Annotated in this window: 15 protein-coding genes and 1 riboswitch; of the genes, 2 read left to right on the forward strand and 13 right to left on the reverse strand. The window is 58.0% G+C overall.

Going from position 1 to position 16,718, the window contains the following annotated elements:
* Positions 1 to 84 precede the first annotated feature (84 nt).
* From gcvP to C8N45_RS02190, 10 genes are all read right to left on the reverse strand, one after another.
* Positions 85 to 2,928, reverse strand: coding sequence for an aminomethyl-transferring glycine dehydrogenase (gene gcvP, locus C8N45_RS02145; protein ID WP_108384554.1), 2,844 nt, complete (start codon positions 2,926 to 2,928; stop codon positions 85 to 87).
* Between the two features lie 16 nt (positions 2,929 to 2,944).
* Positions 2,945 to 3,304, reverse strand: coding sequence for a glycine cleavage system protein GcvH (gene gcvH / locus C8N45_RS02150; RefSeq protein ID WP_108384555.1), 360 nt, complete (start codon positions 3,302 to 3,304; stop codon positions 2,945 to 2,947).
* Positions 3,305 to 3,320: 16 nt separating this feature from the next.
* Positions 3,321 to 4,442 carry a glycine cleavage system aminomethyltransferase GcvT gene (gcvT, locus tag C8N45_RS02155; RefSeq protein ID WP_108384556.1) on the reverse strand — a complete coding sequence of 374 codons (1,122 nt, stop codon included), beginning with the start codon at positions 4,440 to 4,442 and terminating at the stop codon, positions 3,321 to 3,323.
* A gap of 161 nt (positions 4,443 to 4,603) precedes the next feature.
* A riboswitch (glycine riboswitch) is annotated at positions 4,604 to 4,689 on the reverse strand.
* Between the two features lie 19 nt (positions 4,690 to 4,708).
* Positions 4,709 to 5,854 carry an iron-containing alcohol dehydrogenase gene (locus C8N45_RS02160; RefSeq protein ID WP_108384557.1) on the reverse strand — a complete coding sequence of 382 codons (1,146 nt, stop codon included), beginning with the start codon at positions 5,852 to 5,854 and terminating at the stop codon, positions 4,709 to 4,711.
* A 3-nt stretch (positions 5,855 to 5,857) separates the two neighbouring features.
* Positions 5,858 to 7,231: an aldehyde dehydrogenase family protein gene (locus C8N45_RS02165; protein ID WP_108385111.1), complete on the reverse strand. Its 1,374-nt coding sequence runs from the start codon at positions 7,229 to 7,231 to the stop codon at positions 5,858 to 5,860.
* Positions 7,232 to 7,235: 4 nt separating this feature from the next.
* On the reverse strand, positions 7,236 to 8,600 hold the full coding sequence (locus C8N45_RS02170) for a glutamine synthetase family protein (protein WP_108384558.1): 1,365 nt from the start codon (positions 8,598 to 8,600) through the stop codon (positions 7,236 to 7,238).
* A 63-nt stretch (positions 8,601 to 8,663) separates the two neighbouring features.
* On the reverse strand, positions 8,664 to 9,695 hold the full coding sequence (locus tag C8N45_RS02175; RefSeq protein WP_108384559.1) for a TRAP transporter substrate-binding protein: 1,032 nt from the start codon (positions 9,693 to 9,695) through the stop codon (positions 8,664 to 8,666).
* 48 nt (positions 9,696 to 9,743) lie between these two features.
* A complete protein-coding gene (locus C8N45_RS02180) occupies positions 9,744 to 11,069 on the reverse strand; it encodes a TRAP transporter large permease (protein WP_108384560.1) in 1,326 nt (441 codons plus the stop codon).
* Entirely contained in the window at positions 11,069 to 11,638 is a 570-nt protein-coding gene (locus tag C8N45_RS02185) for a TRAP transporter small permease subunit (protein ID WP_108384561.1), read from the reverse strand. The genes C8N45_RS02180 and C8N45_RS02185 overlap by 1 nt, the downstream gene beginning before the upstream one ends.
* Entirely contained in the window at positions 11,635 to 12,387 is a 753-nt protein-coding gene (locus C8N45_RS02190) for an N-formylglutamate amidohydrolase (protein ID WP_108384562.1), read from the reverse strand. The genes C8N45_RS02185 and C8N45_RS02190 overlap by 4 nt, the downstream gene beginning before the upstream one ends.
* A gap of 119 nt (positions 12,388 to 12,506) precedes the next feature.
* On the opposite strand from C8N45_RS02190, the gene C8N45_RS02195 reads away from it, so the two are divergent.
* Positions 12,507 to 13,379 (forward strand): MurR/RpiR family transcriptional regulator, encoded by an 873-nt coding sequence (locus C8N45_RS02195; RefSeq protein WP_108384563.1) that lies wholly within the window; start codon positions 12,507 to 12,509, stop codon positions 13,377 to 13,379.
* A 222-nt stretch (positions 13,380 to 13,601) separates the two neighbouring features.
* Here C8N45_RS02195 and C8N45_RS02200 read toward each other — a convergent pair whose 3' ends face one another.
* Complete coding sequence (locus C8N45_RS02200) at positions 13,602 to 14,237, reverse strand: J domain-containing protein (protein WP_108384564.1); 636 nt, start codon at positions 14,235 to 14,237, stop codon at positions 13,602 to 13,604.
* Between the two features lie 78 nt (positions 14,238 to 14,315).
* Here C8N45_RS02200 and C8N45_RS02205 point away from each other — a divergent pair, with 78 nt between their 5' ends.
* On the forward strand, positions 14,316 to 14,567 hold the full coding sequence (locus C8N45_RS02205; RefSeq protein WP_108384565.1) for a BolA family protein: 252 nt from the start codon (positions 14,316 to 14,318) through the stop codon (positions 14,565 to 14,567).
* Between the two features lie 3 nt (positions 14,568 to 14,570).
* Here C8N45_RS02205 and C8N45_RS23515 read toward each other — a convergent pair whose 3' ends face one another.
* Both C8N45_RS23515 and gatB read right to left on the reverse strand, forming a co-directional pair.
* Positions 14,571 to 15,017 carry a DUF4177 domain-containing protein gene (locus tag C8N45_RS23515; protein WP_245882521.1) on the reverse strand — a complete coding sequence of 149 codons (447 nt, stop codon included), beginning with the start codon at positions 15,015 to 15,017 and terminating at the stop codon, positions 14,571 to 14,573.
* A gap of 78 nt (positions 15,018 to 15,095) precedes the next feature.
* Entirely contained in the window at positions 15,096 to 16,607 is a 1,512-nt protein-coding gene (gene gatB / locus C8N45_RS02215; RefSeq protein ID WP_108384566.1) for an Asp-tRNA(Asn)/Glu-tRNA(Gln) amidotransferase subunit GatB, read from the reverse strand.
* Positions 16,608 to 16,718 lie beyond the last annotated feature (111 nt).

The following is a 16,718-nucleotide window of genomic DNA, read 5'->3' on the forward strand; positions in this document are numbered from 1 at the left end:
CCACGGCATAAGAACGGCGCACAGCGTTTCGTCAACAGCTGTCACGCAGGTTTTTTTGGCGACGCCATATAGTCGGAAATTGGGTTACTCGGCAGCTTCCGCGTAGCTTTCCATCGGGGGGCAGGAACAGACAAGGTTCCGATCGCCCCAAACATTATCGACGCGGTTGACCGGTGGCCAATATTTGTCGACGCGGAACGCACCTGGCGGAAAGCAACCTGTCTCGCGCGAATAGGGGCGGTCCCAATCCTTGACCAGATCTTCCATCGTGTGCGGCGCATTCTTGAGAGGGTTGTTTTCCGGATCCACCTTGCCGCTTTCGATCTCGGCAATCTCGGCGCGGATCGCCAGCATGGCCTCGCAAAAGCGGTCAAGCTCGGCCTTTGTCTCGGACTCGGTCGGTTCGATCATCAGGGTGCCTGCCACCGGCCAGCTCATTGTGGGTGCGTGAAAGCCGCAGTCCATCAGCCGTTTGGCGATATCATCCACAGTGACATGCGCGCTGTCCGCAAAGGGGCGGGTGTCGATGATACATTCATGCGCAACGCGCCCTGTGGGGCCTTTGTAAAGTACGTCAAACGCCCCTTCGAGCCGTTTGGCAATGTAGTTGGCATTCAGGATCGCCACGCGCGTTGCCTGCGTCAGCCCGTCACCGCCCATCATCAGACAATAGGCCCAAGAGATCGGCAGCAGTGAGGGCGAGCCAAACGCCGCTGCGGCAACTGCGCCCTCGCCACTTGTCGGGTCACCGGGCAGATGGGGGATCAGGTGGGATTTGACACCAATCGGCCCCATGCCGGGGCCGCCGCCGCCGTGCGGAATGCAGAATGTCTTGTGCAGGTTCAAATGGCTCACATCGCCGCCCAGATCGCCGGGGCGTGACAGCCCGACCATGGCGTTCATGTTGGCCCCATCGATATACACCTGCCCGCCGTGGTCATGAATGATCTGGCAGACTTCGGTCACCGTCTGCTCGAACACCCCATGGGTCGAGGGGTAGGTAATCATGCATCCGGCAAGGTTTTCGGCATTTTCCGCGGCCTTGGCGCGAAAATCCTCAAGATCAATATCTCCGTTGTCCGCCGATTTGACCGGCACGACCTTCCAGCCGACCATATGGGCCGAAGCGGGGTTGGTACCATGTGCCGACATTGGAATCAGGCAGACGTTGCGATGGCTCTGCCCATTGGCACGGTGATAGCCGGCAATGGCCAGAAGGCCCGCATATTCGCCTTGCGCGCCGGAATTCGGCTGCATCGAAATCGCATCATATCCGGTGATGTCGCATAGTTTCGCTGAGAGATCATCAATCATCCGGGTATAGCCTGCGGCCTGATCGCGCGGCACGTAAGGATGAAGATGCGCGAATTCATCCCATGACACCGGCATCATTTCCGCCGCTGAATTCAGTTTCATCGTACAAGACCCAAGCGGGATCATCGCGCGGTCAAGGGCGAGGTCACGATCAGCCAGACGACGCATGTAGCGCATCATTTCCGTTTCGGCCCGGTTCATGTGAAACACCGGATGGGTCAGGAAGTCAGACGTGCGGATCAGCTTTTCTGGCACATGGTAATGCGGGGTGTAGTCCTTGTCTTCGCGGTCGATGCCAAAGGCGCGCCAGACGGCCTCGATTGTCGCAGGTCGTGTGCGTTCGTCCAGCGTGATGCCGATTTGGGTGGTACCGACTGCGCGCAGGTTGATGCCTTCATCGACCGCTGACTTCATGACCGCTGCTTGCAGTGGGCCAACCTCAACTGTGATCGTGTCAAAAAAGGTCCGCGGGCGCACATCGAAGCCCGCCTGTTTGAGCCCTTCGGCCAATCGTGCGGTCTTGCGATGAATACGCTGTGCAATCGCCCGTAACCCCTCTGGCCCATGGAACACCGCATAAAAACCCGCCATCACCGCCAGCAGCGCCTGCGCTGTGCAGACATTGGATGTCGCCTTTTCGCGGCGGATGTGCTGTTCGCGGGTTTGCAGGGACAACCGGTAGGCGCGGTTGCCGTGGCTGTCGACGGATACGCCGACGATCCGGCCCGGCATGGACCGCGCATAGTTGCTCCGCGTGGCCATGTAGGCCGCGTGTGGCCCGCCATAGCCCACAGGCACGCCAAACCGTTGGGTGCTGCCGACAGCGATATCGGCGTCCATTGCGCCCGGCTCCTTGAGCAAGGTCAGCGAAAGCGGATCGGCGGTGATGATTCCAATGGCCTTGGCATCGTGTAGCTTGACCATTTCGGGTGTGAAGTCCCGCAGATGCCCATGGGTGCCGGGAAACTGGAAGATCGCGCCGAATACAGCCGTGGGATCCAGATCATCGGGGTTGCCGATGATCAGTTCAATCCCCAAGGGGGCAGCGCGCGTTTTCATCACGGCGATGTTCTGCGGGTGGCAGTTTTCGTCGATGAAAAAGCCGGTCGCTTTCGATTTTGCGACCCTCTGCGCCATGGTCATGCCCTCTGCGCAGGCCGTCGCCTCGTCCAGAAGCGATGCATTGGCGATCTCGAGCCCGGTCAGGTCAGACACCATCGTTTGAAAGTTCAAGAGCGCCTCAAGCCGTCCTTGCGAAATCTCGGGCTGATAGGGTGTGTAAGCGGTGTACCACGCCGGGTTCTCAAAGATATTCCGCTGGATCGCAGGTGGCGTGACGGTGCCATGATAGCCTTGCCCGATCAGCGAGGTGAGCACCTTGTTCTGAGAGGCGGTGACCTTCATGTGATGCAGCAATTCGCGTTCCGACATGGGTTTGCCGAAATCAAGCGGTTTGGCTTGCCGGATCGTTGCTGGCAGCGTGTCGTCAATCAGCGCGTCAAGATCGGCCGCACCCACCACTGACAGCATTTGTGCCATCTCATCCGGGGAGGGTCCGATGTGACGCCGGTTGGCGAAATCATATGGCAGGTAGTCAGTGGGGGTGAATGTCATGGCAGCTCTCCGATGGTTAACCGATAAGGGCCTGATAGGCGGCTTCGTCCAGATAGCTGTCCATCTGTGACGGGTCCGAGGGTTTGATCTTGAAAAACCAGCCGTCCCCGACAGGGTCATCATTGGCGAGCGCAGGATTTTCGGCGAGCGCCTCATTCACTTCGACGATTTCGCCGTCCAGCGGCGCCAGAATGTCGGACGCTGCCTTGACGCTTTCAATCACCACGGTTTCGTCGTCCTTGAGCACGGTGGCCCCGACCTCTGGCAACTCTACAAAGACAATATCGCCCAACTGCGTGGTCGCATGTTCGGTGATACCCACAACGATCAGGTCGTCCTCGGGGCGCAGCCACTCGTGTTCTTCGGTGAATTTCATATTTGGTCTCCGTCGGTTAGCGTTTGAAGTTGGCAGGTGTGAAGGGCAGGGGGCTGATCGTCAGGGGCAGCCGCTTGCCCCGCAGTTCGCCGTAGACTGTCGTGCCGGTGGCGGCTTGCGCCGTGGGCAGGTACCCCATCGCAATCGGCCCGCCTACGGTCGGGCCAAATCCGCCGGATGTGATTTGACCAATCGGTGAGTCATCATCAACTTGGGCAAAGAGCAGCACGCCCTCGCGCATGGGCGCACGCCCTTGGGGGATCAGGCCGACACGTTTGCGCGCCGCACCGCCTGCAATCTCGGGCAGGATAATGTCAGCGCCGGGAAAACCGCCAGCACGAGTGCCGCCGGTGCGCCGCGCCTTCTGGATAGCCCAGTTCAATCCTGCCTCGGTTGGTGTCGTGCCTGTGTCAATGTCGTGCCCATAAAGGCAAAGCCCTGCTTCAAGCCGCAGGCTGTCGCGCGCGCCTAGCCCGATAGGGGCGACATCGGCGTGCGACAATAACTGCTCTGCCAGTTCGGTGGCATCGGCGGCGGGCACGGAGATCTCGTAACCGTCCTCGCCTGTGTAGCCGGACCGCGACACCCAGCATGACACGCCGTTGAGGGGCAGAGTGGCCACATCCATGAACCGCATGTCTGCCGCGGCAAGGTTGAGCGACGCCAGCACGGTTTCGGCCAAGGGCCCTTGCAGCGCCAGCAAGGCCCGGTCTGTGACGGGCGTGACAGTGACCCCCTGCAAATGCGCGGTCATATGGGCAATATCGGCGGCCTTGCAGGCGGCGTTCACCACCACAAGGATATGATCGCCACGGTTGGCCAGCATCAAATCATCCATGATGCCGCCTGCGTCATTGGTGAAAAAGCCATAGCGTTGCCGGTTTTCGCCCAGCCCCAGAATATCGACGGGGATCAACCTTTCCAGGGCTGTTGCGGCAGCAGCGTAGTCGGCGCCCCTGATGATGACCTGCCCCATGTGGCTGACGTCGAACAGCCCAGCCTTTTCGCGGGTATGCGCATGTTCCTTCATCACACCCATAGGGTATTGCACCGGCATATTGTAACCTGCAAAGGGCACCATTTTGGCCCCCAGTGTCAGGTGCATATCATGCAACGGGGTCTGTAGAAGGTCAGACATAACGGCCCTTTCATTCCTAGCCGTTCAGATATTGATCTATCCTCCGGCACCACGGTTACGCGAAAGCAAAGGCTCTCGCGTGTGATGCCCCCTCTGTCCTTGCGCCTGAGATTGCTATCCCTTCGGCGGGCACGGCATGCGTGCCACTCTCCAGAGTATTCTTATCGACGCTGGTCCGTTGGCCTGAGAGTTTCCGGGGCGGTTGCTCCTTCGGCACCAGTTGGTCTGATTCTCCCAACGACGATGCAGACTTTATGCTGCCAGTTTCAGATGCAGGCAAGCAAGAGTTTGGTTGTATTGTCCTTTGTCATTTCGATTGGATTGCCGCCCGTGCTGGGGTCGATCAGCGCGCCAGCGACAATCCGGTCGATGTCGGGGTCTGTCACACCGAGGGCCGTCAGCGTTTTGGGGATGCCCAAGCTGGCGTTCAGGTCATCCACATAATTGCAAAAGCCGTCAAAGCCCCCGTCAATGCCCAGGTAGTTGGCCGCCTGCGCGATCACATCGCTGATAGCCGGTTTGTTGAATTGCAGAACGGCGGGCATGCAGACCGCGTTCGTTGTGCCGTGGTGCGTGTGATAGATTGCGCCGATGGGATGCGACAGCGCATGAATGGCCCCCAATCCCTTTTGAAAGGCCGTGGCCCCCATGGCCGCCGCCGACATCATGTTGGCGCGCGCTTCAATATCGGTGCCATCGGCATAGGCGCGGGGCAGGTTTTCCTTGACCAGCCGCATCCCTTCCAGCGCGATGCCCTGCGACATCGGGTGGTAGTGGGGCGAACAGAAGGCTTCGACACAATGGGCAAAGGCATCCAGCCCGGTGCCTGCGGTGATGAATTTGGGCATGCCGACTGTCAGTTCGGGGTCGCAAATCACCACGCTGGGCAGGAATTTGGGGTGAAAGATGATCTTTTTCTCGGCTGTTTCCGAGTTGGTGATGACGGACGCGCGCCCGACTTCCGACCCTGTGCCCGCCGTTGTGGGCACGGCAACAATCGGCGCGATCGCATCTGCATCGGCACGGGTCCACCAGTCACCGATATCCTCGAAATCCCACAAGGGCCGGGTCTGCCCTGCCAGAAACGCAACCAGCTTGCCTAGATCAAGGCCGGAGCCGCCGCCAAAGGCCACAACCCCGTCGTGCCCGCCATCCTTGAACGCCTGCACGCCGGCGGCTGCATTCTTTTCATTGGGGTTCGGGTCAACGTCGGCAAAGATCGCGCGGCCCAGACCAGCGGCCTCAAGCAGGTCCAGCGTGCGGGCTGTGATATCCATATCGGCAAGCCCGCGGTCCGTGACCAACAGCGGCTTTTTGATGCCCGCCGCCGCACAGGCATCAGCGATTTCAACGATACGGCCTGCGCCGAAACGGATAGCGGTCGGGTAGGACCAGTTTGCAGTCAGCGACATGATTTATGCCTTTTTCAGGTGGTAAGATTTTGGTCGGGTCAGGTTGTGATAGCCAATGATTGACAGACCGCCACCGCGCCCGGTGTCCTTGCAGCCGGTCCAGCACAGGCCGGGGTCCAGATAGTCGGCCCGGTTCATGAATACCGTTCCGGTATCGATCTGGTCGGCGATGGCTTCAGCGCGTGTTGCGTCTTGGGTCCAGAGCGATGCAGTCAGCCCGAAGTCACTGTCATTCATCAACCCGATTGCTTCGTCGTCGTCCTTGACGGGCATGATCCCAACGACGGGGCCAAAGCTTTCCTCGCGCATGACGCGCATGTCGTGCGTTACGTTGGTCAGGATTTGCGGCATCAGATAGGCGCCGCCGTCCAGCGGGAAAAGTGCGGGATCAATATGTGCCTTGGCGCCGTCTGCAATCGCCTCGGACGTTTGTGCGCGCACTTCGTCAGCAAAGCGCACATGCGCCATCGGACCGAGCGTTGTTTCAGGATCAAGCGGATTGCCCAGCTTGTAGCCGTTCACGATGGCAACGGCCTTTTCGACGAATGCATCAAACAGGCTTTCGTGCACGTAGATGCGTTCGATCCCGCAACAGCATTGGCCGGAATTGAACATGGCCCCGTCAATCAGCGTGTCGACAGCGGCGTCAAGATTTGCGTCCGCCATAACATAGCCGGGGTCTTTGCCGCCAAGCTCCAGCCCGATGCCGGTAAATGTACCAGCGGCGGCCTGTTCCATCGCCTTGCCGCCACCGACAGAGCCGGTGAAATTTACAAAGCCGAATGACTTGGCTGCAATCAGATCAGATGTTGTCTGGTGGTCCAGAAAGACGTTCTGAAAGACGTCTGCCGGAATGCCAACGCTGTGGAACGCCGCTGCCATCCGCTCACCAACCAATGGGGTTTGGCTGGCATGTTTCAGCATCACCGCGTTGCCTGCGATCAGGGCAGGGCCGACCGTGTTGATCGCCGTCATATAGGGATAGTTCCAAGGTGCCACGACAAGAACGACCCCATGCGGCACGCGCTTGATGACACGGCGAAAGGCCGCGCTGTCTTCAACCATGATGTCGGCCAATGCCTCTTGCGCGATCTCGGCCATGTATGTGGCGCGTTCGTTGAAGCCGCCGAATTCACCGCCATAGCGGACAGGGCGGCCCATTTGCCACGCCAGTTCCGGCACGATCTCATCGTTCATTGCGCCAACGGCAGCGACTCCGTCCATCACCAGCTTGATCCGCTCATCCAAGGAGCGGGCGGCCCACTCTTTTTGCGCGGTCCTGGCGCGCGCGACGGCGTCTTCAGACTGCGCCCGCGACAGCGTGGGCCGTTCGACATAGGTGGAGCCATCAATCGGCGAGATACAGGTGATCGTCATTTCTTCAGGCCCTTTCAAAGCCACGTGCAATTTCCCAGTCGGTAACGACCCGGTCGAATTCTTCCTGCTCCCATTCGGCGCAGCGGGTGTAATGGTCAATCACATCATCCCCCATCGCTTCGCGCAGAAAGGCGGAGTTGCGCAAGGTTTGCGTTGCCGCGCGCAAGGTCTGCGGAATGTCCTGCGCCTTGGCGTCCTCGTAGACATCGCCAGTGGTTGCGGGGGGCAGTGACAGTCCATCTTCTATTCCCTTGATTCCTGCAGCCAGCATCGCCGCTTGCGCCAGATAGGGGTTCAGGTCGGACCCGCCGATGCGACATTCGACGCGCACGCCTTTGGTGCCCTCGCCACACAGACGGAAACCTGCGGTGCGGTTGTCGACGGACCAGACTGTTTTGGTGGGCGCAAAGGTGCCCTTGGCGAAACGTTTGTAGCTATTGATGTAAGGTGCCAGAAAAAACGTGTAATCAGGTGCATATTTGATCAGACCAGCCATGTAGTGGCCCATCAGGGTGGACATGCCATGGTCGGCATCGGGGTCAAAGAACGCAGGCTCGCCGTCTTTCCATAATGACTGATGCACATGGCTGGACGATCCCACGCGATCATGGTGCCATTTCGGCAGGAAGCTTGCCGCGCGGCCTTGCTGCCACGCAATTTCCTTGATCGCGTGTTTCGCTATGGAATGATAATCGGCACAATCCAGCGCAGGCGAATAGCGGATATTCAGCTCTTCCTGACCTGTTTCGGCCTCGCCCTTGCTGTTCTCGATCGGCAGACCGGCAGCGTAAAGATGGTTGCGGATCGGGCGCATGATGCCCTCTTCCTTGGTGGTCTGGAAGATGTGGTAATCTTCATTGTAGCCGCTGATCGGCTGCAAATCGCGAAATCCGCTTTTGCGGATGTCGTCATAGCTTTGCTCGAACAGGAAAAACTCCAGTTCGGTCGCCATCTTTGCCTCAAACCCCAGCGCTTCAAGGCGGGCGATCTGCGCCTTGAGGATCGCACGAGGCGAATGTGGGACAGGGGCATGCGTGTGGTGATCCAGCACATCACAAAGCACCATTGCGGTGCCTTCCAGCCACGGCACTAGGCGCAAGGTGGCAAGGTCCGGCTGCATCACATAATCGCCATAGCCTGACTGCCAGCTTGTCGATGCGTAGCCGTCGGGCGTTGCCATCTCAAGGTCGGTTGCCAGCAGGTAGTTGCAGCAATGGGTTTCGGCAAATGATGTTTCAATGAAATTCACGGCGTGAAACCGTTTGCCCATAAGGCGGCCCTGCATATCCACGAAACAGGCCAGAACCGTATCAATCGCGCCGTCCGTGACGCGGGATTTGAGATCATCGAATGTCAGGTTGCCGGGCATGTCATGTCCTTTCAGGGCAAAGTCGCCCCGGTGTTGATCCGGGGCGGCTCAATTGTTTGAGGATCAGGTATAACGGTACGGGCGGCCAGCTTTGACCATATCCGCGTTATATTTCTTGATGATATCGACAACGCGGCGCTTGGTGTCGGATTCGGCTGCGATCTCTTCCCAGAATTCATAGGCGGCCGCTTCGACCGTTGCCCATTCATCGTCTGGAATGGATGTCAGTTCCAGCTTGGGGCCATTGACGCGCAGGTCGGCTTCGCCGCCCCAGTACCACCACTGGCGGTAGTAGTGCGACTGGTCACAGCACACCCGGAACAGCGTTTGCAGGTCTTCGGGCAGTTCGTTCCAGCGGTCCATGTTGGCAAAGAATGACCCGGCCCATGCGCCCGAGATATTGTTGGTGAGGAAGTAGTTGGTCACATCCGCCCAGCCGACGGTGTAATCTTCGGTAATGCCGGACCATGCGATGCCATCCAATTCGCCCGTTTGCATGGCGACTTCGATATCTTCCCACGGCAGGTTGACGGGCACGACCCCGAACTGGCTCAGGAACCGGCCCGCAGTGGGGAAGGTAAAGACCCGCTTGCCTTCCAGATCGGCAAGACTGCGGATCGGGTCTTTGGTGGCGAAATGGCAGGGATCCCATGCGCCGGCGCTGATGTGTTTGACGCCGACGGCGGAATATTCTTCGTCCCAAATCTCATTCAGGCCGTACTTGTTGAACAGGACAGGCACATCAAGTGAATAGCGCGAGGCAAAGGGGAAATAGCCGCCAAAGACAGTCACTTCGGTCGGTGAGGCCATGGAATCGTCATCGGACTGCACTGCGTCGATTGTGCCGCGCTGCATGGCCTGAAACAACTCGCCAGTGGGCACAAGCTGGTCGGCATAGAACAGTTCAATCTGCATCCGGTCGCCCGCGATCTTGTTGAACATGGCAATCGCCGGGTCGATGACTTCGGCAGCAAGGGCGGCACCTGCGTATGTCTGCATGCGCCATTTGATTGTGCTTTGCGCCAAGGCCGGTGTGGCAAAGGCAGCGGGGGCGGCCACGGCGGCCCCTTGAATAAACTTGCGTCTGGTCGTCATTTTTACTCTCCTTGTTGGGTTATGCCGGGTTGGCCCGGTCGGTTATTGTCATTTGTTGTAAACGTAGTCGGGTAGCCAAGTGGCGATGCCGGGAAAGACCATCACGAGGGTCAGCGCCAGCACCATAATCAGCACAAACGGCGTGATGGAGCCATAGATGTCACGCAGGCTGATCTCGGGCGGGGCCATCGCCCGCATCAGGAACAGGTTATAGCCAAAGGGCGGGGTCATATAGGCAATTTGGGTCGTGATCGTGTAAAGGATGCCGTACCAAATCAGATCGAACCCAAGCGCGCCGACCAATGGCACATAAAGCGGGGCGACGATCACCAGCATGGCGGTGTCATCCAGAAATGTGCCCATCAGGATAAAGCTGAGCTGCATCAGTATCAGGATCATCCATGGCGATAGGTTAAGCCGCTCTGTAAAGACGCTCTCGATCGCCTTCACTGCGCCCAGCCCGTCGAAAACGGCCCCGAAGGCGAGTGCGGCAAGGATGATCCACATGAACATGCAGGTGATGCCCAGCGTGTTGCGCACCGAATTTTCAAACACCTCGCGGGTCATCCGCCCCTTGAGGACCGCAGCCAGAAACGCGGCAATTGCGCCGATGGCAGAGCTTTCGACAAGCGAGGTCCAGCCTTTGACAAAGGGCACCATCATCACGGCAAAGATCATCAGTGGCAGCAGGCCCGCGCGTAACAATCGTAGCTTTTCCGCGCGCGGAATGTCGCGTTCGCTTTGGTCCAGAATGGGGCCAAGGGTAGGGTTCATTCGGCAACGGATTACGATGTAGGCAATGAACAGCCCTGCCATCATCAGCCCCGGAATGACGCCTGCCAGCCAAAGCTGACCCACCGGTTGCCGCGCAATCATCGCATAAAGCACCAGCACAACAGACGGCGGCACCAGAATCCCCAGACTGGAACCCGCCTGAATAACCCCCGTGACCATGCGCTTGTCATAACCCCGCTTGAGCAGTTCGGGCAAAGCGATCGTCGATCCAATTGCCATGCCCGCCACGCTTAGCCCGTTCATGGCCGAGATCAGGACCATCAGGCCAATTGTCCCAACCGCCAGCCCCCCGCGCAGTCCGCCCATCCAGACATGGAACATGCGGTAAAGATCATCAGCGATTTTGCTTTCCGACAGCACGTAGCCCATAAAAATGAACATCGGCAGGGTCAGCAGCGGATACCATTTCATCAGCTTCATGGCGGCCGAAAAACCGATGTCAAATCCGCCCCTGTCGCCCCACAGCAGCAGGGCGGCGACGACGGCAATAAACCCAATAGCCCCGAACACCCGTTGCCCTGTCAGCAGCATCAGCATCATGGATGAAAACATCAGGGTGGCGATAAGTTCGTACGACATCAGAGCACCTCACCCCTGATCCGCAGCAGATCCTTGAAGAATTCCGACAGGCATTGCAGCAGCATCAGGAACATGCCAACGATCATGACCGCCTTGATCGGCCAAAGGTACGGACGCCATGCGGTAGACGAACGTTCCATGCGGCCGATTTCTTCGGACCCGGTGAGCAACCCAGCAAAGAAGGAAAACGGCTCTGTCCCCCAATAGCCAAGCGAATAGGCGGTGGAACTGACGGCGCCATAAAGAAGCACACACAGATAAAAGATCAGGAGCAGAACAGTGAAGAGGTCAAACCACGCTTTTTTGCGCGTGGACCATTCACCGTAAAGCAAATCCATCCGCACGTTTGATCCCAGCTGGATCGAATAGGGGCCGCCAAGGATATAGTAGGCGACCATCACGAACTGGGCCATCTCCAGGGTCCAGAGTGTCGGAAGAAAAAACGTCTTGCTGATCGACGACCAGAGCAGAATGCCCATCAGGACGAAAATGCCATACATGATGACCCGGCCCAGCCGATAGTTAACTGCGTCAACCGCGTGAATGTAGCCACGGATCAGGCCGATCATTGGGCGAACCCCGTCAACTCAAGCCGCGCACAGGCATGGGTCAGCCATCTGGCGATCATCAAGCCGAAGGCCTGTTGCTGATCTGCTGTGGCGATCAGGTCATTGCGGATTTCCAGCATCACATTGGGATGGCCAGCCTTGATGGCATGTTCTTTCAGCGTATGGGTCACACCATGTTCCGGCCCATAGGGTTGATTGCGGGCAACCGCTGCCGTGGTGTGGGCTGCAGCGCTGTCAATCAGCGCATCCGCAAGCCGTGTGTCGCTGTCATGTAGAATGCCGATTTCGACATCCCGTTTCTGGCCGTGAAAGACAGGGGTAAAACTGTGGATGGTGACGATGATGGGTTCCGCCATTTCGCTGATGACAGTGGCAAGTGCCGCCTGAAATGGCCGATAGAACTGGTCGGTCCGCGTTTGACGGTCCTGCGCGCTTAGGTTGGCATTGCCGGGAACGTCGATCATCTCGCTTTTGGCGGGCATGGCGTCGGGTGCATCAGGCGGGCGGTTGCAGTCATAGATCAGCCGGGACACGCCGCTGGCGACCAAGGGCGCATCAAGCTGTGCTGACATGACCTGCGCTACTGCCGCAGCCCCCGGGTCCCATGCGGCATGGCTTTCCCTGTGCTCTGGCGTCAGGCCAAGCCATTGAAATTGCGCAGGAATGTAATGGGAAGCATGTTCGCACACCAAAACGAAAGGGGACGCGCCCCCTGCATTCGTCACTATGATGGTGCCTTGGTTCGCCATTTACCCTCCGATCACCAGTTAACCTTCCGCCAGCCAGAGATTTTGTCAACTTAATTTTGAGAAAAATATAACACTTCAGATAACTCTGGTATATTATCGATCAAAAGGGGGCAAAGAGTATGAACCATGTGCCACTGACAATCTCTGACCGCATCCAGAAGCAGTTGGATGATCTGACGCGGGCCGAGCGCCAGTTGGCGCATTCGATCCTTGAAAACTATCCTGCGTCAGGGCTTGGCCCGCTGAGTTCATTGGCCAAGGATGCCAAGGTTTCGGTGCCGACTGTGGCCCGCATGGTGCAAAAACTGGGGTTCAGCGGATACCCCGAGTTTCAGGCCGAACTGCGCGAAGAACTGAAAGCCAAGGCCAAGGACCCGATTGCCAAGCATGACACATGGGCTGAAGGGGCCCCGTCAGAGCATCTTTTGAACCGCTTCACCGATGCGGTGATCGACAATATCCGTCATTCATTGGGGCAGATTGACCCTGCCGAATTTGATGCCGCCTGCGCGCTTGCCGCGGATACGGAGCATCATCTTTATGTCGTCGGCGGGCGCGTGACCCATACGCTGGCTGAATATCTTTTCCTGCACATGCAGGTCATGCGCGCGAAGCTGACCCATATCCAGTCCACGTCGAATGCATGGCCACATTATTTGCTGGATGTGAAAGAAGACGACGTTTTCATCATCTTCGACATGCGCAGGTATGAAAATAACACCCTGAAGCTGGCTGAAATGGCCCATGCGCGGGGCGCGAGGATCATTCTTTTTACCGACCAGTGGCGATCGCCTGTTCACCAACTGGCCACCTACAGTTTCAGCAGCCGGATTGTTGTCCCGTCGGCATGGGATTCGGTCGTCACCCCGCTGTTGCTGCTGGAGACGATGATTTCGACCATGCAGAACCTGACATGGGACGACACAAAAGACCGGATGCAGTCGCTGGAAGAGATGTTCGATCAGACCAAGCTGTTTCGCAAATTCACTTAGGGAAAATCCGTTAAACCCGCAGGGCGTGGATTTCACATCATCTCAGCGGCGTGCGCCGCTTGTGCGTAGAACAACTATGCCCGTCGCAGCGCAAGCCGGGGCTCCGCGCGTTCAGGGCTGAAATAATCCTCTGGACCGTTTCCAAGACGCCCTTTACCCAATGATATTTCGTGAAATCGGCGCTGACGGCGCAGGATGGGTGGGCTCTGACCATCGGCGGAGTTAGTCCTTTTCGCGGAAAAAGCGGCTGGCTTTAACCTGGTCCCACGCCCAAACGACCTCGGACAACTGTTCTTCCTGACTGCGGTCGCCCCCGTTCATGTCCGGGTGCAGGACTTTGATAAGGGCTTTGTAGGCTTTGCGAATTTGCGGCTTTGACCAATTGTCCTTGGCCTCAAGAATTTCAATCGCGCGGCGTTCGGTCGGCGGCAGGCGTCGCCCGGAAGTGGCCCCTTTGCCGGGATTGCGGGTGGCATTCACGCCAAGCACCTGATGTGGATCATCCACACCTAAACGCGCCCATGCGCGTTCTTCCACGCTGCGCTTCATTGGTTTTGTCGGACGTTCCCAAACGCGGTCCTGATCCATCTGTGCAGCCAGTTCGGCCTCTGACGTGGTGTCAAAGAAGTTCCATTTCAGATTGTATTCCCGCACGTGCGTCTGGCAAAACCAGAAATAGTCATCCAGCACGTCAGGCGACTTGGGCGCGCGGTATTTGCCAGCCTCTTCACAGCCCTCATGGTCGCAGACGCGCATCGATGTTTCTGATGCACCAGACATCCCACGCCGTCCGCGCGGGTTCTTTTTCTTTGAACTTGACACCGACATGTCAAAACCAAAGGGGTCATCTTTCTTCATTTCGCGTCATCCCTTTCCGGTTCGGACAACATACTTTAAACTCCCCAGCAAAAGATTGAAGAGGGTAAGAGCAAAATAATGGGACTTGACGCAGAAATTTCCGGGGCATTGCAAAAACTTTCACCAACGCAGCTTGAGGTTGTGAATGAAAGTGCGATGCATCAGGGTCATGCAGGCGATGATGGATCAGGCGAAAGCCACTGGCGGGTGATAATTCAGGCCGCACAATTTGACGACATGTCACGAATTGCCCGCCACCGCGCGATCCACAGCGCGTTGGGCCCCGATATCATGGGCCGGATTCACGCGTTGGCGATCGAGATCAAGTAAAGGCTATTCCGCCGCGACGTCGGATTTTTTGGGCTTTTCGCCGGTCCCGGACTTCAGCAATTGCTGCTTGTCATCTGCCGTCAGCCGTTCTGCACCATGAAGCGGGCGCGTGGCGGCATCACCTGTCCGGGGAAGCGCAGGCTCTTGCGCCAGCGGTGGTGCGACGGCGGTCTTTTCGCTGGCGGGCTCTGCACGGGCAGATGGGGCCGCTACTGCCTGGGCCGTCCGCCGGCGAAAGATCAGCATATTCTGATAGACGGTCGTCTTGCTCATCAGCCCCTCGCGCTGTTCGCAGGGCAGCGTATCGGTCCGCTGATATTCCCAGCCGTCGGCGGCCAGATCATTCATCGCGGTTTGCAGCGCGTTGGCGAAACGGTCCTCGGCGGTCTTGACCCCCTTGGCTTTAAGGCCGCGGGTCGGTGCGGGCACCACTTTATATTCGTAAGTCATTGCGTCGCCTTCCCATCTCAACCGCACCGACATAGCAAGAAACCCCTGTGATTCCAAGTATTCGGGGGATTATGAGGATCACAGCCCCAGCTTGCTGCTGACCAATTGGTTGACGGTCGCCGGATTCGCCTTGCCGCCGGTGGCTTTCATGACCTGCCCCACGAACCATCCAGCCAGTTTCGGGTTTTGCTTGGCCTTTTCAACCTGTGCGGGGTTGGCGGCAATAATCTCGTCCACCGCAGCTTCGATTGTGCCGGTATCGGTGACCTGCTTCATACCTTCGGTTTCCACGATTTCGGTCGGGTCGCGGTCTTGGGTGTAAGCGATATTAAAGACATCCTTGGCGATCTTGCCCGAGATATCACCGGATTTGATCAGCCCCACGATCTGCCCCAGACGTTCAGCCGAAATCGGGCTGGTGCCGATGTCCTTGTCGTCCTTCTTGAGCCGCCCGAACAATTCGTTGATGACCCAGTTGGCGGCTAGCTTGCCGTCGCGCCCTTCGGCCACCTTTTCAAAGAACGCCGCATTTTCCGCCTCGGCGGTCAGAACAGATGCGTCGTAGTCGGACAGTCCGAAATCCCCCATAAAGCGGGCTTTCTTGGCGTCTGGCAGTTCAGGCAGCCCGGCTTTGATATTATCAACCCACGTTTGTTCAATTTCGAGCGGCAGCAGGTCAGGGTCGGGAAAATAGCGGTAATCATGTGCTTCTTCCTTGGAGCGCATGGACCGCGTTTCGTTCTTGTCGGGATCATAGAGCCGGGTTTCCTGCACGACCTCTTTGCCGTCCTCGATCAAGGCAATCTGGCGGCGAGCTTCGACGTCGATCGCCATCTGGATAAAGCGCATGGAGTTCATGTTCTTGATCTCGCAGCGGGTGCCCAGATGCGAGAAATCCTGTGTTTCCTGATATTTTTCGTAGTCGCCGGGCTTGCAGATCGACACGTTCACATCGGCACGCAGGTTGCCGTTTTGCATGTTGCCATCGCAGGTGCCCAGATAGCGCAGGATCTGGCGCAATTTCAGCACATAGGCGGCGGCTTCCTCTGGCCCGCGAATGTCGGGGCGGCTGACGATTTCCATCAGGGCGACGCCGGTCCGGTTCAAATCCACGAATGACATGGTTGGGTCCATGTCATGGATCGACTTGCCAGCATCCTGTTCAAGGTGAATCCGTTCGATGCGCACCTTGCGTGCGGTGCCGTCGCCCATTTCCACCAGCACTTCGCCTTCACCCACAATCGGGTGGTAAAGCTGCGAAATCTGGTAACCTTGCGGCAAGTCGGGGTAAAAATAGTTCTTGCGGTCAAAGGCCGACACAAGGTTGATCTGCGCGTTCAGGCCAAGGCCGGTGCGCACCGCCTGTTCCACGCAACCTTCGTTGATGACGGGCAGCATGCCGGGCATGCCCGCATCCACAAAGGCCACGTTGCTGTTAGGTTCGGCCCCAAAACGTGTGGAGGCCCCCGAGAACAGCTTGGCGTTTGTCGCTACCTGCGCGTGGACTTCCAACCCGATCACGAGTTCCCAGTCATTTTGCGCGCCGGCAATGGTTTTGGGGGCGGGTGTGTCGTAGGTCAGATCAAGCATCGGGCATACCTTTTTGGTGTCTTGAGGGGCTGTCTAAGCAAAGCCTCGCGCAGCTTCAAGAGATTGCGGATTCAACGCTTGCCCGAAAGTGCGGGTTTGGGGCAGATTAAT

It is taken from the genome of Yoonia sediminilitoris, from assembly GCF_003058085.1.
GTDB lineage: Bacteria > Pseudomonadota > Alphaproteobacteria > Rhodobacterales > Rhodobacteraceae > Yoonia > Yoonia sediminilitoris.

Bases quoted from the DNA above. Each gene is read 5' to 3' on its own strand.
- C8N45_RS02185 (WP_108384561.1), bottom strand. From the start codon at position 11,638: ATGATCGGCCTGATCCGTGGCTACATTCACGCGGTTGACGCAGTTAAC.
- C8N45_RS02200 (WP_108384564.1), bottom strand. From the start codon at position 14,237: ATGAAGAAAGATGACCCCTTTGGTTTTGACATGTCGGTGTCAAGTTCA.
- C8N45_RS02180 (WP_108384560.1), bottom strand. From the start codon at position 11,069: ATGTCGTACGAACTTATCGCCACCCTGATGTTTTCATCCATGATGCTG.
- C8N45_RS02205 (WP_108384565.1), top strand. From the start codon at position 14,316: ATGGGACTTGACGCAGAAATTTCCGGGGCATTGCAAAAACTTTCACCA.
- C8N45_RS02190 (WP_108384562.1), bottom strand. From the start codon at position 12,387: ATGGCGAACCAAGGCACCATCATAGTGACGAATGCAGGGGGCGCGTCC.
- C8N45_RS02170 (WP_108384558.1), bottom strand. From the start codon at position 8,600: ATGCCCGGCAACCTGACATTCGATGATCTCAAATCCCGCGTCACGGAC.
- gcvP (WP_108384554.1), bottom strand. From the start codon at position 2,928: ATGACATTCACCCCCACTGACTACCTGCCATATGATTTCGCCAACCGG.
- C8N45_RS23515 (WP_245882521.1), bottom strand. From the start codon at position 15,017: ATGACTTACGAATATAAAGTGGTGCCCGCACCGACCCGCGGCCTTAAA.
- gcvH (WP_108384555.1), bottom strand. From the start codon at position 3,304: ATGAAATTCACCGAAGAACACGAGTGGCTGCGCCCCGAGGACGACCTG.
- C8N45_RS02175 (WP_108384559.1), bottom strand. From the start codon at position 9,695: ATGACGACCAGACGCAAGTTTATTCAAGGGGCCGCCGTGGCCGCCCCC.
- C8N45_RS02160 (WP_108384557.1), bottom strand. From the start codon at position 5,854: ATGTCGCTGACTGCAAACTGGTCCTACCCGACCGCTATCCGTTTCGGC.
- C8N45_RS02165 (WP_108385111.1), bottom strand. From the start codon at position 7,231: ATGACGATCACCTGTATCTCGCCGATTGATGGCTCCACCTATGTCGAA.
- gcvT (WP_108384556.1), bottom strand. From the start codon at position 4,442: ATGTCTGACCTTCTACAGACCCCGTTGCATGATATGCACCTGACACTG.
- gatB (WP_108384566.1), bottom strand. From the start codon at position 16,607: ATGCTTGATCTGACCTACGACACACCCGCCCCCAAAACCATTGCCGGC.
- C8N45_RS02195 (WP_108384563.1), top strand. From the start codon at position 12,507: ATGAACCATGTGCCACTGACAATCTCTGACCGCATCCAGAAGCAGTTG.